At 37.3% G+C, this 25,463-nt stretch carries 20 protein-coding genes and 1 pseudogene; 8 read left to right on the top strand and 13 right to left on the bottom strand.

The genetic code is table 11. The features are described from left to right. Positions 1-124 precede the first annotated feature (124 nt). Positions 125-3,721, bottom strand: coding sequence for a CheR family methyltransferase (locus BrL25_RS14740; RefSeq protein WP_018671538.1), 3,597 nt, complete (start codon positions 3,719-3,721; stop codon positions 125-127). Positions 3,722-4,290: 569 nt separating this feature from the next. Here BrL25_RS14740 and BrL25_RS14735 point away from each other — a divergent pair. Then, positions 4,291-5,787: a hypothetical protein gene (locus BrL25_RS14735; protein ID WP_018671539.1), complete on the top strand. Its 1,497-nt coding sequence runs from the start codon at positions 4,291-4,293 to the stop codon at positions 5,785-5,787. 285 nt (positions 5,788-6,072) lie between these two features. Then, a complete protein-coding gene (locus tag BrL25_RS14730; protein ID WP_236847720.1) occupies positions 6,073-8,043 on the top strand; it encodes a serine hydrolase domain-containing protein in 1,971 nt (656 codons plus the stop codon). A gap of 269 nt (positions 8,044-8,312) precedes the next feature. On the opposite strand, the gene BrL25_RS14725 is transcribed toward BrL25_RS14730, so the two are convergent. Further along, the gene (locus BrL25_RS14725) at positions 8,313-9,419 is read right to left on the bottom strand and encodes a DUF3626 domain-containing protein (protein WP_018671541.1); all 1,107 of its coding nucleotides are present in this window, start codon (positions 9,417-9,419) and stop codon (positions 8,313-8,315) included. 341 nt (positions 9,420-9,760) lie between these two features. Beyond that, positions 9,761-10,612 (bottom strand): alpha/beta fold hydrolase, encoded by an 852-nt coding sequence (locus BrL25_RS14720; protein WP_018671542.1) that lies wholly within the window; start codon positions 10,610-10,612, stop codon positions 9,761-9,763. 808 nt (positions 10,613-11,420) lie between these two features. On the opposite strand from BrL25_RS14720, the gene BrL25_RS14715 reads away from it, so the two are divergent. The 3 genes from BrL25_RS14715 to BrL25_RS14705 all read left to right on the top strand — a co-directional run bounded on the left by BrL25_RS14715 (position 11,421) and on the right by BrL25_RS14705 (position 14,123). Next, positions 11,421-12,770 carry a helix-turn-helix domain-containing protein gene (locus BrL25_RS14715; RefSeq protein WP_018671543.1) on the top strand — a complete coding sequence of 450 codons (1,350 nt, stop codon included), beginning with the start codon at positions 11,421-11,423 and terminating at the stop codon, positions 12,768-12,770. A gap of 573 nt (positions 12,771-13,343) precedes the next feature. Next, on the top strand, positions 13,344-13,472 hold the full coding sequence (locus BrL25_RS26260; protein WP_018671545.1) for a hypothetical protein: 129 nt from the start codon (positions 13,344-13,346) through the stop codon (positions 13,470-13,472). A gap of 15 nt (positions 13,473-13,487) precedes the next feature. After that, positions 13,488-14,123, top strand: a complete 636-nt coding sequence (locus BrL25_RS14705) for a YiiX/YebB-like N1pC/P60 family cysteine hydrolase (protein WP_018671546.1) — start codon at positions 13,488-13,490, stop codon at positions 14,121-14,123. 44 nt (positions 14,124-14,167) lie between these two features. Here the strand turns inward: BrL25_RS14705 and BrL25_RS14700 are convergent, their stop codons facing one another. From BrL25_RS14700 to BrL25_RS14665, 7 genes and pseudogenes are all read right to left on the bottom strand, one after another. Then, entirely contained in the window at positions 14,168-14,515 is a 348-nt protein-coding gene (locus tag BrL25_RS14700; RefSeq protein ID WP_018671547.1) for a DUF3139 domain-containing protein, read from the bottom strand. A gap of 210 nt (positions 14,516-14,725) precedes the next feature. After that, entirely contained in the window at positions 14,726-14,878 is a 153-nt protein-coding gene (locus tag BrL25_RS25215) for a hypothetical protein (RefSeq protein ID WP_018671548.1), read from the bottom strand. A gap of 296 nt (positions 14,879-15,174) precedes the next feature. Beyond that, entirely contained in the window at positions 15,175-15,627 is a 453-nt protein-coding gene (locus BrL25_RS14695) for a hypothetical protein (RefSeq protein ID WP_018671549.1), read from the bottom strand. Between the two features lie 456 nt (positions 15,628-16,083). After that, positions 16,084-19,983 (bottom strand): hypothetical protein, encoded by a 3,900-nt coding sequence (locus tag BrL25_RS14690; RefSeq protein ID WP_099327264.1) that lies wholly within the window; start codon positions 19,981-19,983, stop codon positions 16,084-16,086. A 91-nt stretch (positions 19,984-20,074) separates the two neighbouring features. Further along, the gene (locus BrL25_RS14685; RefSeq protein WP_018673196.1) at positions 20,075-20,707 is read right to left on the bottom strand and encodes a pectate lyase-like adhesive domain-containing protein; all 633 of its coding nucleotides are present in this window, start codon (positions 20,705-20,707) and stop codon (positions 20,075-20,077) included. A 1,273-nt stretch (positions 20,708-21,980) separates the two neighbouring features. Further along, positions 21,981-22,136, bottom strand: a pseudogene (locus BrL25_RS25715) (sporulation protein YhbH); the annotation flags it as partial. Positions 22,137-22,200: 64 nt separating this feature from the next. Next, positions 22,201-22,539, bottom strand: coding sequence for a YolD-like family protein (locus BrL25_RS14665; protein WP_018673198.1), 339 nt, complete (start codon positions 22,537-22,539; stop codon positions 22,201-22,203). Between the two features lie 58 nt (positions 22,540-22,597). On the opposite strand from BrL25_RS14665, the gene BrL25_RS14660 reads away from it, so the two are divergent. The 3 genes from BrL25_RS14660 to BrL25_RS25710 all read left to right on the top strand — a co-directional run bounded on the left by BrL25_RS14660 (position 22,598) and on the right by BrL25_RS25710 (position 24,103). After that, on the top strand, positions 22,598-23,542 hold the full coding sequence (locus BrL25_RS14660; RefSeq protein WP_236848044.1) for a hypothetical protein: 945 nt from the start codon (positions 22,598-22,600) through the stop codon (positions 23,540-23,542). Positions 23,543-23,618: 76 nt separating this feature from the next. Then, on the top strand, positions 23,619-23,795 hold the full coding sequence (locus BrL25_RS24860) for a hypothetical protein (protein ID WP_018673200.1): 177 nt from the start codon (positions 23,619-23,621) through the stop codon (positions 23,793-23,795). A gap of 104 nt (positions 23,796-23,899) precedes the next feature. Beyond that, positions 23,900-24,103 carry a hypothetical protein gene (locus BrL25_RS25710; protein ID WP_018673201.1) on the top strand — a complete coding sequence of 68 codons (204 nt, stop codon included), beginning with the start codon at positions 23,900-23,902 and terminating at the stop codon, positions 24,101-24,103. A gap of 138 nt (positions 24,104-24,241) precedes the next feature. Here the strand turns inward: BrL25_RS25710 and BrL25_RS14650 are convergent, their stop codons facing one another. The 3 genes from BrL25_RS14650 to BrL25_RS14640 are packed head-to-tail and all read right to left on the bottom strand — an operon-like array spanning position 24,242 to position 25,409. Further along, positions 24,242-24,889, bottom strand: coding sequence for a peptidoglycan recognition protein family protein (locus BrL25_RS14650; protein ID WP_018673202.1), 648 nt, complete (start codon positions 24,887-24,889; stop codon positions 24,242-24,244). Continuing rightward, positions 24,889-25,140, bottom strand: a complete 252-nt coding sequence (locus BrL25_RS14645; RefSeq protein ID WP_018673203.1) for a hypothetical protein — start codon at positions 25,138-25,140, stop codon at positions 24,889-24,891. The genes BrL25_RS14650 and BrL25_RS14645 overlap by 1 nt, the downstream gene beginning before the upstream one ends. 2 nt (positions 25,141-25,142) lie before the next feature. After that, entirely contained in the window at positions 25,143-25,409 is a 267-nt protein-coding gene (locus BrL25_RS14640) for a BhlA/UviB family holin-like peptide (RefSeq protein ID WP_018673204.1), read from the bottom strand. Positions 25,410-25,463 lie beyond the last annotated feature (54 nt).

Here is a 25,463-nt window from a genome sequence, read left to right as displayed (position 1 = left end):
ACACTTTTTTCAAATACTCCCTACCCCAACCACTAATTATCGAGGAGATATAAAAACATCCTGAATGTAATCAACCCCCTTTTTTTCGGGATGTCACGAAAAAAAGGAGGTTACACTGAACTTTTTATATGGAAACAGTTGGCAAAATAATCCGGACTGTCGTTCCCTTACCTAGCTCGCTTTCAATCTGTATTTCACCATTATGGTTTTCAATAATTTTGTAGCTAACCATTAATCCCAATCCCGTTCCTTTTTCTTTAGTGGTAAAGAATGGCTCACCTACTCTTGCTAATTTATCCTGAGGAATTCCCTTGCCTTGATCTGTAATCTCTATAGCAATTTTTCCTCCTGCCTTTTTACGAACATGTACGTCAACACTGCCACCAGCTGGCATAGATTCGATGGCATTTTTCAGCACGTTAATCAATACTTGTTTTAGTTGATTTTCCACACAATGAATCTTAGGTAAAGGCGTTGGAATTACTGGGATCATATTTACTTGGTTCATTAATGCATGAGTTTCGATTAGCATTAATACATCATTGAGAATAATTCCAATATCCTCTGTCTGGAAGCTAAGGGCATGTGGTTTAGATAATAACAGTAATTCTGTAATAATTAACTCAATACGATCAAACTCGCCCATCATAATCTGAAAATACTTCTCGTTTCCCTGCCCATCTGCCATCATTAACTGTATGAATCCCTTTAATGCTGTTAATGGATTTCGTATCTCATGAGCAATTCCCGCAGCTAGTTGACCAACAGCAGATAACATTTCAGATTTACGCAACATCTCTTCTGCTTTTTTCTGTTGGGTAATATCCTCTCCAATTTTAAGGAAATGAATGGTTTCCCCTTCCTCATTTTTAATTGGTAAGAATGCCGTTCGTTCCCAAAAGGCCTCATCGTTTTTGCGTTTGCTTTGCAATTCACCATACCAATTCCTCCCCTTGGCTAGGGTTTGAATTATTTCCTCTTGAATATTCCCTTCATAATCCTCGTGATCTTCAATAAGATTAAGCTTTTGACCGATCACTTCTTCTCCTGTGTAGCCTGTCTTTTCTGTAAAAGAAGGATTTATATACTGAATTTTACCGTCAAGACCTGTAATGATAATGCTATTGGGTATTTGATGAATAGCGTATGAAAGTTTCTGTAGCTCTTTGTTTGCCATTTTCAGTTCCGTAATATCTACAAACGTAATGACTACACCCTTAATAAAATTATCCTGTGTCCGATAGGGCAAAATCTCCATGCTATACCATTGTCCATTCAGGCTTTGAATTTCTTTTTCCAACGGCATTATGCTATGTAAGACGTGCTCTGCATCTTCTACCAAATTGTTATATTTCAATTGATGGGTAATATGACTAATCGGACGATTAATATCCATATCCATTAGATTAATAAGGGTGGTTACCGCTGGTGTAAATCGGCGTACGCACATATCTCTGTCCAAAAATATCGTCCCGATTTTCGTGCTTAACAGGAAATTATCTATGTCATTATTTAAGTCTAGTAATTCTTGGATTTTTGCTTGATGTTCAGCATTGACTGTAATTAATTCTTCGTTAATAGATTGGAGTTCTTCGTTAGTGGATTGGAGTTCCTCATTTGCAGCAATTAATTCTTCATTAGTAGATTGTAGTTCTTCATTCGAGGTTTCTAGTTCTTCGATGGTTGCATGTAGACTTTCCTGCGCATATTGTAATTCTTGCTCCAGCTCACGGATTCGTTGTGTTGTCGTACTTTGGGCATTAAAATTTTGCTGCGTATCTTCTGGGTGTATGACAGGTTTTGCTTCATCCCTAAATGTAATCATCATATATTGCCCGCTATATTTATGTGGAGCAAAATTGGTAATGCTAAGTGTTATTAGCTCAGAAACGTCATCCTCCCCCTTTACTTTGACATTGGTAAAAGTAATCTCTTTATTTTCCTTCCTGACTTTATGCATAGCCGATCCAATGGCTACTGATAGGGTTGGAGAAACTAACTTAAAAATATTGAGTGTAATTTTGCCACGTGGTAAGGTTAGATACTTATTGACAGAACCTGAAGTATGAACGATGTCATAGTTTCGGTCGACAATAACACATGCTGGTAAATACTCCTCTATGATTGTTGCATATATATCGTCCATCTTACTGGTTCCAGAAATCATTTCTCTTTCCCCTATTTTCATCGGGTTGGTCTGGAGGATTGGACGTCCACTTTCTTTATCAATACGTATAGAATGGTTGGGAATGATCTGATTCGATTTCCGAATGGTGAAAATATTCCATTTGCGATTGAGTGGAACATACAAATTCGCTAGCTTACCTATACTCTCACTTGGTCCTAAAAATAAATATCCCTTGGGATGCAAAGAAAAATGAAACAAGCTCAGTACCCTTTTCTGCACGTCTGGTTGAAAATAAATCATCATGTTTCGGCATGTGATAAAATCCATATTGACAAACGGTGGATCTTTTATGATATTATGTGGGGCAAAAACGATCATTCTACGGATATTTTTAATAATTTGATATACATCACCCTGTTTCTTAAAATACCTATCTAACAAATCTTTGGAAATATCCTTTTCAATTGATGCTGGGTAAATACCCTGAGCAGCATAGTTTATGACTTCTTTATCTAAATCGGTAGCAAAAATTCGCACATCAAGTGTGATTTCCTTTTTACATAAATATTCATCAAACAGCATAGCAAGAGAATAAGCTTCTTCTCCTGTGGAACATCCGGCTACCCAAATACGTACATGTTGTTCACCATTTGCTTGTTTATTTTCGATAATATTTGGTATTACATTTGTTTTTACAATGTGAAACGCTTCTTGATCTCGAAAAAAATGGGTGACATTAATAAGCATATCTTTTTGTAGAGCTCCTTGCTCCTCTTGTGTTTCCTCTAAAAACTGAAGGTACTCTTCCAAAGATTCCTTGTTATTTATTTTCATTCGTCGTTCAATTCTCCGGATGATACCATCACGTTTATATCCAGTAAAATCTATTCCGTTGTACCTTGTAAGTAGGGTGAGTATTTCTGTTACCTGATCTTCCGCATTATTTTGTACCTCTTCCATTTCACCAAGCACATAGCGTTTTACATAATGTACTAAAAGCTCTCCTAGTTGAAATGGCGCACAAATAAAATCTACTACTCCCGTAGATAGGGCGCTTCTTGGCATCCCATCAAACTTGGCCGAATCGCAATCTTGTGCCATAACCATTCCTCCATATGCATGGATGGCCTTTATTCCATTGGACCCATCTGTCCCTGTTCCCGAGAGAATAATGGCGATAGCACGTTGTTTTTTCTCAGTAGCCAAGGATGCCAAAAATGCATCTATAGGTAAATGGATCCCTGATACTTCAGGATACGTAGTTAAAGAAAAATGACCATTAATGAGTTGTATATATCTCTTAGGTGGATGTAAATAGATTGAGTCGGGCTCAATTTGCATGCCGTCAGTCACTTGCTTTATCCTAAGTGATGTATGTTTTTCCAACAGTTCAGCCATAAAGCTTTTATAATGTGGCGATAAATGTTGGACAATAACAAATGCCATGTTTGTCGTCTCTGGTACATGCTCAAAAAATTCCTGTAACGCTTCTAATCCCCCAGCAGATGCACCAATCCCTACTACTACAATTTCTTCCGTATTCTGCTTGTTCGTTTCATTTCTTTGGATAGAATCTTCTTCTCGATTGGACATCTAGAATCACCTTTCCTTGCAATAATACTGTGACAAACGTTTTCCATCGGCTACTTCCTAATGAGAAGGAAAACGTAGTCGAGCCTAAAAACGAGGGAGACACTTCCAAAGTTTTTTATAAAAATTACCAAAAAGCACTACTACAAGTTTAGCAGAACATCTAAAAACATAATATATTGTTTTCAAATTCTGGAATACGTAATACCCTTCCCGTCTGCAAATTGGAATGAGAAGGTTTTAAAAAAATAGCAATGAATTTTTGTATATAAAATCTATTGACTGTAACCAAATATTACCATATACTACATAAACAAACACTAATTTACTTTATATTTGTAATGTTTGTTATATATTATCTAAGAAAGGAGATTTACCCACAAAAAAGTAGAAAAGTAAACTATCATTTCTACTGCTATTCAAAAATGAAAAGCTGTCACTTTTCTCATTTATCTATAACCCAAAATAGTTTGTAAGAAATCGTACTCTGTTAGATAGGCACACCTACTTAGAGTGCTCTTCTTTGTGGAATTAGTTCCTAATCTATCGAAAAATAAAAAGGAGGTCATTTCGTGCAATACAGCCAACTATTTGAAAAATATCAAGAGATTCGTTCTCTTACTCAGGATCATGAAGCATGGATGAATTCCTCTATTGGTGGGGACCTGTGGATTGATGGCTTACAAGTTTTTTTGACGATAGAACCTGCTGATTTCGAAGCTACCTATAAACAATTTGTTGAAAATTATACATATGATTCACATTCTTTTATGCGATGTTTAACTTCCCTACACCAATTCACTGTTGATTGTGCTAAAGAAAGTGAATTTGAATTATACAAAGCACTCGCTTTGGGGATGACTTGGCTGTCTTTCTATCCTCATTTTCAGAGTGATTTTTTTAATCTTCCTGGTCGTATTACTAACCATTCGATTGCACTGTTGCTAAGCCCTACTTATCAAGCTATTTGGATTACTAGTTACAACGAGGGACTTACTCTGTACATCGCAGATAAAGCCAACTCCCATCTTTCTCTTTTCCGTCCTGAGTATGGACTGATTTATCAGAATCATCAATATTTTCTCCAAACGGACTACGTCAATTTTCCTTATCAAAGCTATTTTCATGAAATGGCTCACATTCTGTTGTGTTATAACCTTTATTCACATGTCTTAGCCGATGAAAATGGAGCGAACAATTATCGTTCCTACGTGGAAGAAGGTATTGTTACTCTTGAAGAAACCGTTCTTTCCGAGCTTGTTTCTGTAAGAGATAACCTGCATGTGATTCATGATGGGTTTAATGGATCTAACTCCCCTGAATTCAGAGAATATAGTCTTAGCGTCATACGTGGAGACATTTCCACAGTATCTGCTCGCTCTTTGCAATGGTTCACCAAGGCTTACATGCAAGTAGGAACAGAAAATAATCACACACCACATCACTCAAACTCAGCTAGCCAGCTGATTGTAGCTAATCATCCACTCACAGAGGAGAAGATGTTCTCTATCATACCTCCTTGTCAACCGCATATAGAAAATACCAAGCAGCATTGTCTATGGACAATTCGGAGTGGAGCCTATAATCATATCGCAGCCTATCGAGAAGTAATTGAATTAATGGCTCCTGATTTGTATGGGTTTACAAAAGTACAAGAAATTCTACATCCAGACACATGTACTACTTCAGTAGCTCGGGTGTCCAAAACAACGTTACCAGAACCAAATCCACACCATCGAGAACAGAAAAAACAATTATGGAGATGGCGAGAAGCATATGCTCGGCTGGCTGAGATTCGCGGGTATATTGAAATGGAAGCTCCCCTCACAGATGCCATCCCAGATATTTTGGATCGATTACTGATCGTCGCTAAACGACATGCTCATCATTTGAACAATCATTCTGCAGAGGGGACAATATATAAAAATCACACAGGTGAAATTATTCCTGTTGAAAATATGCTAAGAGAGATTCGGATCATTCTTTGTGGATTACGCCATACAGCCACTCGTGAGCTGTTGCTCCCCATGTTTGATGAGCCATTTATGCATGTGCTAGAACCAAGGTAATATTTCTCTTAGCACTATGCTATGTAAAAGGACTTTTTCCCTTACTAGAGAAAAAGTTCTTTTACATGACAATGCTAAATTGCGTTTGTCTTTGTATCCTTTGCTGAAATTTTTATATAAAAAGGAGTACATAGGATGATCCAAGCAAGCGAGACATCCATTATTATTCCGATACTAGGCGATTCTCGTACTTTTGGGCAAGTTGAATTCATATGCATCTAATACACTTATAGAATGGAGAGATGCATTATGTTTAGAGGGTATAGAAAGACATGCAGTATATGTATGTTTGTCGTAATTCTGTTTGTATCCATTATTTTCCCTACAGCTTATACCTATAGTTCACTTGTAAAAGGAGTACCCTTGGGCCCTACCGATCCTAAAGAAGTAGAAAATTTTGCAGATCAATTTTTTAATCAATCACATATTAAAGATCAGATGGCGGGGGCAGTTTTTGTTGTTGTCCGAGATGGCAAGATATTGCTAAATAAAGGGTACGGTTACTCCGATTTAGAGAAAAAAATCGCGGTTAATCCAAATCATACTGTTTTTCCGCTAGCTTCTATTTCTAAGGTATTTACGTCAACAGGAATTATGCAGCTAGTAGAACAAGGAAAGCTCAACCTTGATGAAGATATACAGAACTACCTTGAGGACATAAAGATAAACAATAAAACAAAATATAAATTAACAATGAAGCATTTATTAACCAACACAACAGGTTTTGACTTTACAGATAGATTGGAATCTATTCATAACCGTAGTATTCAACCCATTTCTTTAGAGAAATATGTTAAAGAGAACATGCCTAGCGTTGTCCGTAAACCAGGCGAAGTATTTCGCTACGATAACTTTGGCTTTACTCTTCAAGGGTATATTTTGGAGAAGCTGTCTGGAAAATCCTTCAATCGCTACATAACAGAACATATTTATAAACCTTTGAAAATGGAAAATAGCAGTTTCTTACTTACACCGAAATTAAAAGCTAATTTAGCCACTGGATACAATGCTAGCAACCAGCCCTTTCCTATTTTTCTGTCCAATCCAATTGAACTACCTGAAGGAGGAATGGTTTCAACTGGTTATGACATGGCCCAATTTATGATGGCTCACCTCAATAAAGGCTCGTTTGAAGGTAAGACTATCCTGAAGCAGGATACGGCTGAAAAGATGCATACTATTCACTATTCTGTCCATCCGAAGATTCCTAATATGGCTTACGGTTTTGAAACATACTACCATTCGAGTCACAACAAGCAGTTTGTGATTGGTAAAGGTGGAGATATACCTGGTTTCCACTCTTGGATGTGGCTGTTGCCAGAGCATAAAGTTGGTGGCTTTATTGTTGTTAATAAAGATAAAGAGTTTCGTGAGGAGTTATTTAGAGCATTCATGAATCGGTATTATCCTCTACCAAAGATAGAACAATCCTATATGACATCGTCCCCCCAGCAATTGAAACGCTTTGAAGGTACTTATCGGGATTTACGAATAAATCCATGGATAACAAAAATTACAGCAACTTCACAGGGACAGCTCATAGCAGAAGATCCGATGGGTAAAAATATCTTGCGCCAAATCGATCCATTGCTGTTCAAGGATGAAAAAGGCGCTTTTTTAGCCTTTAAGAAATCCGATGATGGTAACATTGGCTATTTACAATATCATAATACGGTCAGTATGGCTCAAAAAATTTCTCCTTCTAAACATTTTTCTGATGTTTCTGACTCACATCCATATGCCACATATATCTATGGTGTTCAAGACTTTGGAGTGCTACAAGGAGATTCGAATCATGCCTTCCGTCCCTTAGCCCCCATTACAAGAGCTGAGTTTGCAAGTGATTTCATACGACTTATTGGGGTTCATACCTCTACGAATCCTGTAGCATTTACAGACTCCAAAAATAGTCCATACGGAAAAGAAATTCAAGCTCTTGTAGAGGCAGATGCTTTAAAAGGAACCACGACTACTACATTTGAACCCAATCGCCCCATTACAAGACAGGAGGCAGCTGTGATTATTTTTGAAGTGTCCAAATCATTACTCAATGCTCAGCCTGCAAATGCTAGCCTTAAAGGCTCCGTCGATCCTTGGGCTAATCAAGCCGTTCAGTATGTAGTATCCAAAGGTCTATATGGTCCTGAAGTTATTTCCTCCAAAAACCTCATTGATTACAAGGCAAAGGAACCACTACTTCGTCAGGAAGCGGCTGCTTTACTATATAACTATGCCCAGCTTATATTCAAAAAATAGTCTCTATTTATCAACCGTGCCGTAAAATCCCTTGCTTTAGCTATGAGGATATAAGGCACTTTGCTCTGCATCTTTCAGAAGATGGTGTTAAGAACAAAAAAAGAGTTCTTTTTCTCGCTGATAGCCGTTAGATATGCTAAATGTATCTAACGGCGTAAAAACTATATCCCTGCGAAAAGTTGCGCGTATGGATAAAAAATAAAAAAACTCCAGCCGGAGAGGTTTTTATAAAGTGACAGTACAAGCTCAATAGCTCAAAGATAAGTCCTTCATTCCCGTGCAAACGAGTTACCAAATCGAACTAAGACATGCCACATGTATTTTAATTCTTGAAGTACCTTTTCATAGCCCCCTCTGTCGCTCCATAGTTCTGGATTACGTTTCAAATCGTTGGCGGCAACCCCGATCACACTGGCGTCGATATAATTATTCCGTGCTATCCGCTGGGCTAAGGAGGGCATGGTTGGCCCCCTAAAATCCTCGGGTATTTCTTCCACTCGCATAGAAAATCCCATATGCCAATAAAGTTCGATAGAATACTTTACGCACATTTTCTCTAAAAATCCTCCTATGTACGTTCCTTTGAACGAAGGATCCGCAACAAGCACTTCTACGTCATCTTTTAAGGCAATATCACCATGAACCTGGGCCTCGATATAGTGGTTAAGGTTTCGACTGGGCTCACACTTTGAAGAATCCTTGAATGGCCATTCAAGATTATACAAGAGATGATCGATCAATTTCCGTGGTGTCAGATCTTTTTCACCGATCGCATAATCTTGAAAAAATGCATCTTTAAAAATCGCTGCTAAAATGTCATCAAACTCCGCATAGGTACCCTTTTCCTTCGGATCTTGATACGAATCCAAATAAGTGTACGTGCAGCGATAGGAGACCTTTGGTGAGAGAAGGAAGTAGCATGATCCAAACCGTGGAGCCGGTCCATCCGGGTGTAACATTACATGTAGTGCCCCGTACTTTGGGCGCTGATTATTGGTCACGCCATCCAACTGATAAGCACCTCCAAACATCTTTTTCTCCCAAAGATCCCGTGCGCCACCTGGATAAGCCGATACGCTACCATTGGAAATGTGAGTTTCGAACTGACTCTTATAGATTCCCTGCTCAAGCAATGACTGAGCTACACTTTTCATGTCCGCCATTGGCCGATCAGGATGAAAATGCAGCGCTACCCTCGCGTGCGACAACAGCTTAGCGACGGCATCTTCAAATGTATTCCAAGAGATATTTGACATCTGAAGAACTTCCTTAATTGACTTTTGAGCCTCGTGTTTTCGGATTCTGGCGTACTGTGTAATATGCTCAATAGCCAAGTGTTGTGAACTAGATAACTCTTTCTTACCTGACACTTGCATCACCTTCACATCTTAAATTTAAGTATGAAGTACTTGTTTAGCTATAGTAGAATGAACTTAAAACGCTAATTCTACGAACATCAACAGGGGGAACCATCTTTTCACCACTTATCATCATAACAACGTTGCGTAGATGATCCACGCTATCGATATGATACCAGCTTGATTATTATGCAATGAACATTAGGTTCTCCTACATTCATTGGAGTCAGGTAGTCAAAAAGGCCGTTTTCTTTGAAGTGAAGGAAACGGCCTTTTCATGGTCTTGATTAAATAACTGGACTCACTACTTCCTCAAAAGGAAAGATTTAATTTTCCTTATGCAAAAAGAACAATGGAGCCTACTTGTCCTCATTCATCCATTCAATCAAGCTTTTATTAAATTGCTGTGGTTCTTCAAACATAGGATTATGCCCACTATATTCAAAAATTACTTTCTTCACATTCCCATATGTGTCATCAATAGATTCCCACAACGAAACAGGGGCAACCAAATAATCATATCTTCCTAAGCCAATGAATACTGGTTTTTTGAAATTAGCCAACGATTGTATCAAATTACGTTTTCCAAACGCTTCTCCCCACAAATGATCAATAATTGGCATATGGGTATATACATCCTCCCACATATACGCTGCATCAAATATATAATCGTAAAAACTTTGGGCTCCCATACGAATGCACATGTGGACAAATCGTCTTTCAGGATCTTTTTTGATGTCACTTTCTAAAAAAGCAATATCTTTTTCAAACTGGCGCTTTCTCTCTAAGCTTGCAGTCTTATAAAAAAACGCGGAGCTTTGTTGTTGTCTTTCTTGACTATTTGTAGGTGCTGAATTAAGTAGAACAACTTTCTGAACAGATTCTGGATATTTTTTGGCATATTCTAAGGCCATAAAGGCATGTCCTGAATGTCCCAATATAATAAAATCCTTTAGATCGAGGGCCTGTCTTGCCGTTTCTATATCATCTAAAACTTTATCCAATCTATAATCTTCTGGTTCTAAAGCACGCGGTGGCTTAACAAATCCCCTATGATCCAAGAAGATAAATTGAAATTTTTTATACAAATCTTCTGAGAATAGCCGAGGATAATATATACTACTCCCTACCACCAGCACTGGCTTTCCGAACCCTTTTATACAATAATTCAATTCAAATCCATCACTGCTTACACTTTTATATTCGTTCATTTTAATAGTCCTCTTTTCCTTTTTTTAAGAAGAGCTATTAAAAAACAAGCTCTCCTTCAAATCACTCCCTTTCCTTTTTCTACTCCCCTTACATTTTCCATTGAACGCTCTAACAATTTACATCACCTCAGTCAATGGTATCGTTCACATATTAGTAACGGTTTTAGGATACGGAAACATTGTATCCTTATCTATTAAGCGTAGCATATAATTATACCTAAAAATAGGTTGCTTTTATTGAAATTATCTATCTTATTACACGCACGATATTCTATTCGCACCAAAAAGCTCTCCTCCGGATTTGTCCAAAAGAGAGAAGTTAAAAGCACTATTCTTCAGTAAATTGGAATGGATAGAAAAGTGGAATTGGATTATCGCATGGCGACTGTCTAGCTAATGCTTTATACAAAGTATATTCCTCCTGTTATCCATTCAGTTTTCCTTATTATATTTGACTATAGAGTTTTAGATCATTGTCCAAATGCAATCGGGTGAATACCTAGTCTAAAGGAGAAAGCAGCGGAACCAGTAAAAAAGAAGTAGAGGTTTACTAGAAGAAATAAAAAATCACAACAAAATTCCCTATGGCATCTTACTTACACCTCTATGAATGGGAACGGGAACAATAGACATTAATGAGTAGAGTTTCTACTCTCTACCTACAACAATAAAGAACCTATAGGTACTTAATATTTTTAAAAATATTACTTATTTACTTTCATTTTTATTTACAATATTATCTAATTAAAGTATGATGTGGTAATTATATCTTTACTTATTTTTCCAAAAATAAAAGAGGGATAGGTTAATGCAAGTCTTGGAATACAATTATCAAGTTGCGCAAATAGAATTGCGCCAGCGTTTACAAGATACACTTGATAAAAAAGGATGGAAGCAAAAAGACCTTGTTTTAGCAACTGAAATTGATTCAGTAACCATCAGTCAAATACTTAACAACAAGCAAAAAATAACGCTTTCTCAATTAGTGGCTGTTACTAAAGCTTTGGACTTACAAGAAGATACTTTTTATGAGGAATTTTTAGGGGATTGTTTTAATGAATCGGGAAAAATGTCCCCTATTAAAACAGCAGAATTTTTCATAAGTTGTATCAAAGCTGAACGATATGATATTACAAAAAAGATCATGGCATTAATCAATGAGGATACTGATAGAAAAAGACTCCTTGATAATACTTTTAAGATGGCAGAATACATATTTTCCTCCGATAAAAGAAACTACAGTCTGCCCCTATACGATATCGTGATCGCGAACAGTACAACACGTAATGAACGAGTAGCCATTTGTTATTTTAAACGATTTGTAATAGCTAGAGATGTCGACCTTACTGTCTCTGGATATAAAATGCTTCACCAACTTTTAGAATACCTTCCTCTACTTCCAAAGGAATACAAACTAGAAGCGTATTATAAAATATTAACTTTTTATAATGCTGTAGAAAAATGGGGGGAACTATTAAAATATGCTGCAGAATTAAAGGAACTAGCTATCACGTTTAACGATAGCAAATTCATAGCGGAAGCCTTACTATATGAATCCTTTAGTTATCGAGAAATGAAAGATTATGATAAAGCATTACTTATAACTAAAGAATATGCTAACTATGAAGGCTATCAGCAAATTTCCAAATTAAACGAATTATTATTTTCAATAGAAATGGGCTATGTCGAATACGTTGACAACTTTGCTAGTTTAGCTACTGATGTTGAAATATTTATGTTATTGCCAGTTGCTATTGAAACATATTTACAGAAGAAAGATATAGAAAGCATTCAAAAACTGATCTGTACCTTTGAAGAACAAATCAAAAAAATTGCTTGTCAAACGAGTATTCCTACCAAAAGACATAAGTTAAAACTTTATCAAGCATTAGCCTCATACTATTTTATAATTGAGAATAGCAACAAAGGGTTTGCATACATCTTTGAAGCTCTGGAGCTAGCTATCATGTTTAAAAATGTAGAAAGAGTCCGTAGCATTATTTTGAAATATTATGAATATGATTATCTTGCAACACCAGAGCAAAAAGAAAAATTTGTCGATGTTATGACAGAAAGGGACGGTGATTTACATGAAGCGAGGAATAATTTTCTTACTAGCGATTCTTTCCTTGTACGGCTTTACAGAAACGAATTTTAAGGTAAAGGAATTTGAAGCAACAGCTTCTTCAAAAAGTGTAGGTGAAGGCTGGTAGAAGGGAGGGTATCCTCTCTTTTTTTTGAAAAAAAATTAAACAAAATTTTTTTTAGGGAATTTTGTCTATCTTGATATATAATTAAGCTAATAACTGGTAATATGTGTAAAATATAGAAAATTACATCATTTTTATCATTTTTATGGTTACCAGAGAAAGGAGGATAGCAAACAAGAAATACTCATAGAAAGGAGTTGAAAGATGTTAGCATGGGACGACGATAGACTTCGAGAGAAGGAGTCCAAAAAGGCAATAAAAACGGGATGTTCCCACATGCCCTCAGAAAGCTTAGGAACACCCCATAACAAGCATTTAAAAAATGCTCCATTCAAGTTTATCATGCCCTTGCGTTCAAAGGGGAAAAAATATTTTTTATTGGAAAAGTAGTTGTCTCACATATGAATAAACTGTACGGAAAACTTGTTGAACAAAATAAAGCCGTGGTTCGACTATTCTTTGAAGACAGCTAGAATGTTTCATTATGTTGATATGGGGTGACTCCTATTAAGAAATTGAAATTGAAAGAGCCAGATGAAATATTGCGAAGCCAAGAATTAAAAGAAGAATGGTCTAAACGCCAACTTGAGTTGAAAGTTCAGGCTAAAAATATTTTGTTTATAAAGATAGCAGAAGAAAAATACAAATAATTCGGAGGTTTAAATATGGTTAAGAAAAGATTACTTATGTTTTTGATGTCAGTCTCACTCATATTTACTGGGGCTTTAGGTGTGTCAGCTTCTGAAACAGAAGGTCAGAAAATCAATAAGCCAGAGGATGTTCCAGTCGAAGCAACATATCCAAATTCAAGAGTTGAGATTAAGCCAGGGGATATTCTTATAACAAGCAATACCATTTCCAAAGGACTTACTGGTCATGCTGCCATTGTTGTAGATACAGAAAATGTTGTTGAAATACTAGGAACAGGGTATAATCCGGAAAAAAATTCAATTAAGAGTTTTTTCAGAAAAAATGTAGGTAAAAAATATGGGACGAAAGTAGTTCGGCATAATCGAACCAAGATTCGGAACCAGGCAGCAGATTGGGCAGACTGGTATGTAAGAAAATATTCAGATGTAGAATATGCCATCTCTGATTTATACAATTATAAGTACAAAACATATTGCTCAAAAATTGTATGGAATGCATACTATTTTGGTGCGGATGTTCGATTGAATACATCTACGACATATGTACCTGGGCCAGGGGGTACATCTCCAATTAAACTAGAAATCGCTGCTCCTTACGATCTGGAAGACAGTTCAGATGTGACCACTGTACTTACTCAAGGCAATTTCTAAAAAAGAGTACAAAAAAGTTACCTGCCATTTGACAGGTAACTTTTTTATGGTTCCTTATGTTTTGTTTCATCACTTAAATCATCTTTTTTATACTTAGAAGCTCCATAACCTGTTTGCATGACCTCTCCATCAATAACTCTATAGCCATAGGTTTTATCTTTCTCATCGCTAAAAATGACTCTAGCACCATACGTACCGAACTTACTTAGATAATCAACCCTAATTTCTGTAATATCACTTTTTTTGTACTTTTTTTCATTTATAAGGTAGGCTTCTATTTGACTTTTCATTTCTTCTTTCTTGTATGAGTAACCGCCAATAAGCCACTCAAAATTATAAATAACTAAAAATGCAATCACTAAGGTTATAACAGACAAAAATATTTTTTTCAAACTCCACCCTCCTTCTTACACTACAACATCACTTGCTTATTATACCATTAAAGATAATTTTATCCAAATATTCTTTCAACTCAAATTACATCCATTAATGAACAACATGAATCATGATACTATGGTATAGACCATTCTATACAACTTCCTCATATTGTGACGGTTTTGTTGTTATTAGCCATTATTTATTCTTTTTTTCTCAAAGCTAGATTACTTATTCTGCGGCTTCTGTCCGCTTACAATCCTTACCCGATCGGCAAGCTCACCAAGATATTTCACCTGTTCCTTCATCCCCATTGCGTCACTAACTTTCCATTGTGTTTTCAATACCAACATAAGTTCATCTGCTAACATTTTATCCACAGTTGTTTCCCCCTACGTAATTGCATTCCAAAAGTCTTTCTCCATACAGTTCATGTCAACGTTGTCTTGATAAAAGCGTACTTCACGATGTCAGATGCAACCTTCCCCTTTTTATTTTCGAATCTCTTGAATGTGCAGGATCGAATATATGTCATTCCTTGTCTGTAGCTTCAACTGTAAGAGTATGTTCGATCAAGCTGTTTATGTAATTCCTAGGTTTTGTCTGCATGTTTAAGTACCTCATCTAACTTGCCTGATTCTCTCGCTCCGTGTGCTTCCTAAACAATCCTTGCTAGTTATTGGATTCTATTTATAGGCAATGTTGTACTAAAGCCTATCCCTAAATAGGAATAATCAATCGTCACTGTGGTGATTGGTTCTTCTTGTTTCAACATTAAAGCATATCTCGCACCTTTATACTCATCATCATATGAAATAGGTGTGTGTTTACTTATAATAGCGTTTTGAATATTGATTGAATCGAATTTTTTACTATCAAAATTTTCAGATTCCAGATGAAATTCTTTTTTATCCGTTTTTAGTTGAATTTTTGCTTTTAAAGGTTGTTTCTGATTTACCTCAACATTTTTGATTTTTATGTCCGCAATCCCATCATTTCCAAGTGCCAGCAATAAAAATGTTTTATCCTCATTTGTTGCTTGTGTTCCAAATTCTAACTTCGGCTTTATAAAAAACACAATAGCAGACACAGTTATTAGAATCATTACTACAACAATATATTTTTTCATATGAATCACCTCCCTTTTAAGAATATAGATTACTTAATTACTATATTACATTAAAATCATAAATATCTATAAAGCACTCCAATGAATTTATTTGACGCTTGTTGTATTCCAATCTTTTCTGGGATTACTGAATGAAATAGGAGAAAGTCCTTTTAATCCTGTCTTACTAATAGCCTTTAAATGTAGTAAATCAAACCACGGAATTTTACGTTGTTCTCTATTTGGCAAGGTTGTTATTTACCACACTTCATGTGATTTCAGATCGGTAGTTACCTCCATCAATCCCCAATTAATCAAAGCATAGGCGTTTCCCCATAACATAACATGTACCTGTAGCAACACTTTGAACGTGTATTTCCCATGCTGGGCGCATATAGAATTATCCGCTCAGGACAAACTCTGAGCGGATAAACTTAATCTTCTTTAATCTTTAGTTTACAATTTTATTGCTATCGTCTACTCCGAAATATTCCCAGATTCCAACTGAATAGATACGAACTTCACAATGTTATTCGATCCATCTACTTCATAAAGACCAAGATGCTTGTTTGCTTCAGCCGTGATGTTTTCACCAGAGGTGTAGTCTTGCTCGCCACCAGGAAGAACATCACCTACATTTGGTGGCGTGAATGCATTATCTGCTAGTTTATATTTCAAGCTGTTTCCTGTGCCTACCGTATAGGTTACTTTTGTTGTCCCAGAAGCACTACCTTCTGCTACCTTATGGCCACTGATGGCAACAACCGGCGTAGCTTTGATATCCTTAGCTTTCAACTGAACAGATACGAACTTCACAATGTTATTCGATCCATCTACTTCATAAAGACCAAGATACTTGTTTGCTTCAGCCGGGATGTTTTCACCAGAGATGTAGCCAGTTCCTCCACTAAGAACATCACCTACATTTGGTATCGTGAATGCATTATCTGCTAGTTTATATTTCAAGCTGTTTCCTTCGCCTGTAGTATAGGTTACTTTTGTTGTCCCAGGAGCACTACCTGCCTCTACCTTATGACCACTTATAGTCGGAACAGCAATCGGAGCAACTTTGATATCCTTAGCTTTCAACTGAACAGATACGAACTTCACAATGTGATTGGATCCGTCTACTTCATACAGACCTAGATACTTGTTTGCTTCAGCCGGGATGTCGTTACCAGAAGTGTAGTCTTGCTCGCCACCAGGAAGTGCTTCTCCTACATTTGGTGTCGTGAATGCATGATCTGCTAGTTTGTATTTCAAGCTGTTTCCATTGCCTACCGTATAGGTTACTTTTGTTGTCCCAGTAGCACTACCTTCTGCTACTACTTGACCACTGATAGTCGGAGCAACAACCGGCGCAGCTTTGATATCCTTAGCTTTCAACTGAACAGATACGAACTTCACAATGTGATTGGATCCGTCTACTTCATAAAGACCTAGATACTTGTTTGCTTCAGCCGGGATGTCGTTACCAGAAGTGTAGTCTTGCTCGCCACCAGGAAGCGCTTCTCCTACATTTGGTGGCGTGAATGTATGATCTTCTAGTTTGTATTTCAAGCTGTTTCCATTGCCTACCGTATAGGTTACTTTTGTTGTCTCAGGAGCACTACCTGCCTCTACCTTATGACCACTTATAGTCGGTGCAACAACCGGCGCAGCTTTGATATCCTTAGCTTCCAACTGAACAGATACGAACTTCACAATGTGATTGGATCCGTCTACTTCATAAAGACCTAGATACTTGTTTGCTTCAGCCGGGATGTCGTTACCAGAAGTGTAGTCTTGCTCGCCACCTGAAAGGGCTTCACCTACATTTGGTGGCGTGAATGCATCATCTTCTAGTTTATATTTCAGGCTGTTTCCATTGCCTACCGTATAGGTTACTTTTGTTGTCCCAGAAGCACTACCTGCCTCTACCTTATGACCACTTATAGTCGGAACAACAATCGGAGCAACTTTGATATCCTTAGCTTTCAACTGAACAGATACGAACTTCACAATGTTATCAGCCCCGTCTACTTCATAAAGACCTAGATACTTGTTTGCTTCAGCCGGGATGTCGTTACCAGAGGTGTAGTCTTGCTCGCCATCAGGAAGAACATCACCTACATTTGGTATCGTGAATGTCTTATCTGCTAGTTTATATTTCAAGCTGTTTCCATTGCCTACCGTATAGGTTACTTTTGTTGTCCCAGAAGCACTACCTGCCTCTACGTTATGACCGCTTATAGTCGGAGCAACAACCGGCGCAGCTTTAATATCCTTAGCTTCCAACTGAACAGATACGAACTTCACAATGTTATCAGATCCGTCTACTTCATAAAGACCAAGATACTTGTTTGCTTCAGCCTTGATGTCACCACCAGAAGTGTAGTCTTGCTCACCACCAGAAAGGGCTTCTCCTACATTTGGTGTCGTGAATGCATGAACTTCTAGTTTGTATTTCAGGCTGTTTCCATTGCCTACCGTATAGGTTACTTTTGTTGTTCCAGTAGCACTACCTGCCTCTACCTTATGACCACTTATAGTCGGAGCAACAACCGGCGCAGCTTTAATATCCTTAGCTTCCAACTGAACAGATACGAACTTCACAATGTTATCAGATCCGTCTACTTCATAAAGACCAAGATACTTGTTTGCTTCAGCCTTGATGTCACCACCAGAAGTGTAGTCTTGCTCACCACCAGAAAGGGCTTCTCCTACATTTGGTGTCGTGAATGCATGAACTTCTAGTTTGTATTTCAGGCTGTTTCCATTGCCTACCGTATAGGTTACTTTTGTTGTTCCAGTAGCACTACCTGCCTCTACCTTATGACCACTTATAGTCGGAGCAACAACCGGCGCAGCTTTAATATCCTTAGCTTCCAACTGAACAGATACGAACTTCACAATGTTATCAGATCCGTCTACTTCATAAAGACCAAGATACTTGTTTGCTTCAGCCTTGATGTCACCACCAGAAGTGTAGTCTTGCTCACCACCAGAAAGGGCTTCTCCTACATTTGGTGTCGTGAATGCATGAACTTCTAGTTTGTATTTCAGGCTGTTTCCATTGCCTACCGTATAGGTTACTTTTGTTGTTCCAGTAGCACTACCTGCCTCTACCTTATGACCACTTATAATTGGAGCAACAACCGGCGCAGCTTTAATATCCTTAGCTTCCAACTGAACAGATACGAACTTCACAATGTTATCAGATCCGTCTACTTCATAAAGACCAAGATGCTGGCCTGCTTTAGCCGTGATGTCACCACCAGAAGTGTAGTCTTGCTCACCACCAGAAAGGGCTTCTCCTACATTTGGTATCGTGAATGCCTTATCTTCTAGCTTGTATTTCAGGCTGTTTCCATTGCCTACCGTATAGGTTACTTTTGTTGTTCCAGTAGCACTACCTGCCTCTACCTTATGACCACTTATAGTTGGGGCAACAACCGGCGCAGCTTTAATATCCTTAGCTTCCAACTGAACAGATACGAACTTCACAATGTGATTAGATCCGTCTACTTCATAAAGACCAAGATACTTGTTTGCTTCAGCCGTGATGTCTTGACCGGAGGTGTAGCCTGTCCCTCCACTAAGAACATCACCTACATTTGGTATCGTGAATGCCTTATCTTCTAGCTTGTATTTCAGGCTGTTTCCATTGCCTACCGTATAGGTTACTTTTGTTGTTCCAGTAGCACTACCTGCCTCTACCTTATGACCACTTATAATTGGAGCAACAACCGGCGCAGCTTTAATATCCTTAGCTTCCAACTGAACAGATACGAACTTCACAATGTTATCAGATCCGTCTACTTCATAGACACCAACATACTCATTAGCTTGTGCATCTGTGATATCATTTCCAGAAATATAAGCTACTGCCTTAATAGGGGCCTTAGCACCTTTATTTGGTGTATCAAATACCTGATTTTGTTTTAAAATTTTATAGCTATTTCCACCAGCATTTGGCAAATCTAATTTTACACTCTTAGCAACACTACCTTTTGCTTTGCTAGTGATCGTAATTTTTTCAACTTTACTGATGACAGGGGCTACTACTTGATTAGTGATAGCAGGGACTACTCGTTTTGCTTTGTCTTTCTGCTCTTTTGATAAACCACCTATCTTTTCAGTATCCACATTCTCTCCTACTTGAATATTTGTAGTAGAAGGTAATCCTATGACCGTTACATCAGATGTATTAAATAGTATTTTAGAAACGTTAACTTTATTATCAAATTCAATTTCGGTAGCTTTATTTACAACTACCTCATTGAATGTAGAATTCGTTACCGTAACTTTTGCAAATGCAGGTGTTACAATCATGCTAAATGCAGCAGTAGAAAGAACAGCTAATACAGATAATTTTTTGAAATTAAACTTACTCATTACTATTCACTCCCTCATATATGTAAGGAGAGGACGATAAAAAAATTTATCGATCTCCCTAATATTCCAAAAAAGCATTGTGGATCTATACCTACCCTACAATTGTTTTTCCTTCAACAGTAACATCGCTTAACTCCACATTATTTTTGTCCACATTCGTAATCTTCAGATCGCCAATAATCTTTTTGCCTGAACCTTTAATGATGATGCTACGAGCTACAGTAATATCTCCTTGAATATCTGTTCCCAAAATGATGGTTTTCACATTTGGATTTTGTAATGCGATATTAAACTCAGTAGCATTAGTAACAATAACTTCTGTAGTAAGTGATTTTTGCTCAGGTTGCATTTCTTTTACAGTAGAAACGTTACCTTTAGCATCTACAGCGTAGAAACCTTTTTCTCCACCGATTTTTTCGAAATCTTTGCTAGTTACTGTTTTGTATTCAACTTCTTTTCCCGCTAATTTAGCAACCATCATTTCTTGTAAAGTAGCTACTTCCCCATCCCAGTTTACATAAAGAACATTGTTTTCAACATTCTTTAAACCAGAATCATATAAATCTGCTACAAATTTATGAGTTTGTTTAATTAGTGCTTTGTCAGAATAGTATCTGTCTACGTTTCCACCAATATATACACCGCCATCTGCTGCATAAGCAGAAGTAGCCATACTAGTTACTAGTGCTGTAGATAGCACTGATAGGATTACTTTTTTATTCACTTACAACCCCTCCAAATATCGTATATTGAAGTATCTCATTCCCTTGTTTACATAACATATATGTTTTAGACAGATAAGAGACTTTGACCTCTAAGCTATCCATACATTTACTTATATAATTAAGCGATGTTATAACCATAAACACCTGGAAGTACTTCTAAAGCTGTTTGTTTCATGATGTCTAGATCATTCAGTAGATGCTTCCGCGTATGTTACTGTTTTGGTTGGACGGAATGCTTTGTCTAGCTCCCCTTTTGCTAGGTCTCCACTAACCGCAATGCTACTCCAACCTTTAAATCAGTCACTAGCAGTAAGGTCTTTAAAGAATACTTTGAAAGTTGCCATGTTTGTTGCTTGCTTTAGTCCACTAGGCATGGGAATGGTATCAGGAGCTTCAGGAAAAGCTACGAATGATACAACATCAAATTGATCACTTAACCCACAAAATGTGAAAACCCCAAACTTGGTTTAAATTCTATATTGCTCCCACCACTTTGACGAATCTGCTAATACTGGATGAAATCGGGCAATTTATCGGATTCCGCCGTAAAACTGTAAATAGATTCTTACGAGTTCAGTCTTCTTCTAGATTCGTTCTACAAGCTACCAGCAGGGCCAAAAATAAATATCTGCTTTAACGTAAGTGTCAAATAATCACCATTTGAGATGGATTATTTGACACTTTAAAACAATACAAATACCCCGGATCCACGTCCGGGTTTCAGCTTATAGACAAAGTTCCAAAGATCCTAATATCTTCACGCTTGAGAAGTTTCTCTCTTTCATGACTATAGAAGCTGTTATTCCAAGTAAGGTTCCCAGTCCTTGAGGGTAATTGAAATTGTATGATAGATGGTACAAAATAGAAATAGAAAAAATTACTGTTGTCAAAAGTATTTTTATACCTAATCCTCTTGTATCATATGGAAATAAACCTCATTTCAAAAAGAATGTTTGGGTTGTCACATGCACCGAGGATGTAATCATCCTTACTTTCTTCAAACTAAAACTCCCCTTTTGTCAAATCAGTTACAAGCTATTTTCAGTGGAGTAGGTAATGTTTCATTTTTAACCTTTAGAATTTCCATTCTGTTCACATGATAAAATTGTATGAGTATGATTAAAGTTGGATAGGGAAGTAAGTTACATAAAAACGTACTAACCATTTATTCACAAAAAATCCCCTTTTGGTTGATTATGTCTGTTTCCTTTAAAATAAGGATTCATACCTATAATTAACCACGGGGGATTTTATTGTGAATTTTTATTTTTTCTAGTAAACCTCTACTTCTTTTTTACCAAAAAACTGCTTCAAAGCCTTGTAAACCTCACCTTTTTCTCGAATGATTGAGTACATGAATTTCGGATCTTTAATGTGACGATAGGCCGACATGAGAGTACTGTGGCGATTATACTGGTTGAACTCCCCAACATATATACGAATTAACCCCAAAATAACTTATTTCTTCATTATTATATGCATTACATACTTATTATGTAGTTATATCCACTACATCTTCTACAGGTATCCACCAGAAATCTTCATCGTTCTTTAACTTGATCTGTTTAAACGTTGAATCAAACTTATCTACCCATCCCCAAGCGGATTCTATCACGCCTCTGCCCTCTTTTGTCTCTTTCCACCAGCTAATTGTAAGGACATAGTCATGCTGACGCGAGTCAGATATCCTGTAGCAAAACTCGGCTAGCTCATCCTCTTCAATGATCGGCTTCTCGATCAGTTTCTTATCCTCGTGAAGCTGGCGTAAAATCTCTGCATGCTCTGGCAAAATAAATTTCGTTACAAGTGGATCAAGAATTTTGCTAGCCATCAAAACATCTCCTTGAATACGAATGTATGTTCTTATTTTATTTTATGATGAGGAAAATATGCAATGGTTAGAAATGGTATTTAAAGTTCGACCAGCAAAACGAGTTCTACATGATTTATCAATATTTGACATTTTTTCCATATATAATTATTCTATTCTTAAATATAAGAAAAGGAGAAATATTATGAAGAGATTACTGTTTTCTGCTCTTACTGTTTTTCTATCTTTAAGTTTATGTTTTAGCGCTTATGCCGAAACAACTCAAACAGAATTGAAAGAAAATGAACGAGAAGCCCTTGTTTCAGACATTGGTTTGGATGAAGAGGAACTGGAAGATATGCCTCCTCATATCTTGCAAGCATTGATTGATCAAGGCGCTAAAAAAATTGGTTCGAAAACGGTTACTCATAAATTTGATGAAGGTCAATCTGAGATGAATAAATCATTGGCCAAAAAGAAGGATGAAGAAGATGATTTTAGCGAAATAGAGTTAAAGGCAAAAGCTTTCGAAGTCAAAAGTGATAGAAGTGGTTATCGAAAATACTATTTATACGGTAAATTCGAGTGGTCAGAACCCCCGATTTGGACGTTAACTGATAAAATGTCAATTGGATACCCTGCAACCTCCAAATTCTTTATGCCTATGACCTCAAAAGGTAAACCAGATGATCATGAAAATCGCTATTGTACTAAACCAGCTTTTAAAAAGAAATGGGAATGCGAAGATTCTTCAAAAGCATCTGATTGGGATCCGGGTATTGGTGTAGCAGCAGAGTATGACTTACAAATGGGTAATAGACAACTACACTCTGGATACATTTCTCAATATGTTTACGCTGATAAACATGAAAGAGGTACGATTAATATTAAGTTCCAATACGGGCATGCAATTATAGGCGGTTCTATATCAGTTTCTTATAAGCCCGTGGGACTTTCCATTCAACCCGAAAAAACTACCCAAGTGGCAGATTTTGGTATAGAATTTAAGTATCCAGAACTTTAATTTATCCAACCTTATTGCTGGTTTTTCCGCTAATGTTAGACACTATAAACTATTGATTTGAAGGAGAGAAGCTTCTGTGGTATTACGCGTTATACTATACTGGTTACTCACGATGGCAATAATGTTTTTAGTGTTTTTAGTTATCGGAAGTACCAAAGGTTCTTTTATTGAGAATATGGTGATATTACTTGCAATCGCTCAATCATTCACTATTGCTTTATTAGTGGCTCTTTTGCGAAAAAATAATAAATGAAAACACCACAACCTAATAATCGAAAACCCTCTAGCGGTTTAAATTTCGTCAGAGGGTTTTCGTATTATCTTCGTCTCGCTAAATCAAAATAAAGGGTGGTTGCTATGAAGTTTGGAATACGTAAGCCGAGTTTCAAAAAGCGTGTAGCAGCTAGGACAAGCCTAAAAAGACAGTTAGTACATCGAGCTGGATTGAAGATGCCTAGAGGTTGGGGATGGCTCAGAAATCCTAAGAAGTATGCTTATAATAAAGTTTACAACAGGACTACGTTTGATATATTTAAGGTGATTGGTAAGTTGTTTAAATAACTATGACGAGTGGAGTTAAACTCCGTTCGTCGATTCATGAACGTTGGTTGCAAAATTTCATGAAAATAAGCAAAATGGTTGCAGAGATGATTGTCAAGAAAAGAATGAAACCCTCCCGATTAGAGGAGGGTTTTGTGCTTATTTATTTTGTACTTTCTGTCCACTAGCAACCCTCAACTCATCTGCCAGTTGCCCGATCCTCACAGCATCATCCTTCATACCCATTTGATTGTAAAAAGCCCATTGTCCTTGTAAATGGCTGATAATTTCATTCGCTACCTCTGGTTTCATTTGAACCTCTCCTTTTGATTTAATTAATGCTACAAAGTCTCTCCAGCCATTGGGACGCGCTCTTAAAACGTGAGGGCAGTTCTTCCCACTCCAATCCCAATGTTGCTTAACTCTATCAATTCCAAGATTGAACTGCTTTAGTAGATCAGCAGCCAGTTGAGCAGCTAAGTCCTCTGCTTTTCGGATATCTCCGTCAATGTTCTCACAAATTTCAATTCCAATAGATGATGAGTTACCAGGGCCATTACCATCACCGCAATGCCATGCCATTTCATCTAACGGCAGATGCTGAATGATGCGTTTATCATCTACAGTGAAATGCCAAGATGCTTGTCTTTGTTCAGCCGCATCACCTTTGATGTATTTAGCATGAGAAAGAGCATCAGCGCCTTTTCCTGCATTGCCTGTATTATGAATCGTGATGTATTTCGGAATCATTTTACGCCCCGGACGGTTCTTTTGCCCTGCTGGAACAAAATCTTGTATAGTCTGCATTACTCCACTTCTCCCTTCTGAAACGAATTCTTAACTCCCGAATGAATTCCGATAGCAGCCGTCGCCTCAATAAAAGCCATCTTGCCAGCTTCGAGTAAATCTCCCCCGAACAGCAAAGCATTGATCGCATTATAAGCAACTGCCATGACAACAATAGCAAGAGGAATGTAATCATTTGGGAACCAACTCCGCGTTTTAAGCCATGCTCCTGACGCCATTACTACTGCAATTACTAAACCAATCTCTATCATCATTAGCCCACCTTTTCTTTTAGTTCTTGTAATTCGTTTTCTAAGCCGTTTAGACTGCGTTCAATCTGCTGTAATGTACCTGTATTTCGTTCCAGTTGGATTACCATTCGTTCGTTATGGTCCATAAGCTTTGTTTCGCGTTCCTCGGCCTGTTTTACCAATCTTGTTTCCCGTTCCCTTCCCTCTTTTTTTGTAGAAAACAATAGCCATACAAATAAAAGCGCAAATGGTCCTTGTGTTAATAAAGAATTAAAAATTTGCTCCTCCATGCTTCCCTCTCCTTATCACCCCCTTGGGGCAAATAAAATAGGGAGCCAAAGCTC

Source organism: Brevibacillus laterosporus DSM 25 (genome assembly GCF_002706795.1).
In the GTDB taxonomy this organism is placed as follows: domain Bacteria; phylum Bacillota; class Bacilli; order Brevibacillales; family Brevibacillaceae; genus Brevibacillus_B; species Brevibacillus_B laterosporus.
This window is presented reverse-complemented; position numbering and strand designations above follow the sequence as displayed.

Coding starts and splice junctions, on each gene's coding strand:
- BrL25_RS14740 (WP_018671538.1), bottom strand. CDS start 3,721: ATGTCCAATCGAGAAGAAGATTCTATCCAAAGAAATGAAACGAACAAG.
- BrL25_RS14730 (WP_236847720.1), top strand. CDS start 6,073: ATGTTTGTCGTAATTCTGTTTGTATCCATTATTTTCCCTACAGCTTAT.
- BrL25_RS14725 (WP_018671541.1), bottom strand. CDS start 9,419: ATGCAAGTGTCAGGTAAGAAAGAGTTATCTAGTTCACAACACTTGGCT.
- BrL25_RS14720 (WP_018671542.1), bottom strand. CDS start 10,612: ATGAACGAATATAAAAGTGTAAGCAGTGATGGATTTGAATTGAATTAT.
- BrL25_RS14715 (WP_018671543.1), top strand. CDS start 11,421: ATGCAAGTCTTGGAATACAATTATCAAGTTGCGCAAATAGAATTGCGC.
- BrL25_RS14705 (WP_018671546.1), top strand. CDS start 13,488: ATGGTTAAGAAAAGATTACTTATGTTTTTGATGTCAGTCTCACTCATA.
- BrL25_RS14695 (WP_018671549.1), bottom strand. CDS start 15,627: ATGAAAAAATATATTGTTGTAGTAATGATTCTAATAACTGTGTCTGCT.
- BrL25_RS14690 (WP_099327264.1), bottom strand. CDS start 19,983: ATGAGTAAGTTTAATTTCAAAAAATTATCTGTATTAGCTGTTCTTTCT.
- BrL25_RS14665 (WP_018673198.1), bottom strand. CDS start 22,539: ATGGCTAGCAAAATTCTTGATCCACTTGTAACGAAATTTATTTTGCCA.
- BrL25_RS14660 (WP_236848044.1), top strand. CDS start 22,598: ATGCAATGGTTAGAAATGGTATTTAAAGTTCGACCAGCAAAACGAGTT.
- BrL25_RS25710 (WP_018673201.1), top strand. CDS start 23,900: ATGAAGTTTGGAATACGTAAGCCGAGTTTCAAAAAGCGTGTAGCAGCT.
- BrL25_RS14650 (WP_018673202.1), bottom strand. CDS start 24,889: ATGCAGACTATACAAGATTTTGTTCCAGCAGGGCAAAAGAACCGTCCG.
- BrL25_RS14645 (WP_018673203.1), bottom strand. CDS start 25,140: ATGATAGAGATTGGTTTAGTAATTGCAGTAGTAATGGCGTCAGGAGCA.
- BrL25_RS14640 (WP_018673204.1), bottom strand. CDS start 25,409: ATGGAGGAGCAAATTTTTAATTCTTTATTAACACAAGGACCATTTGCG.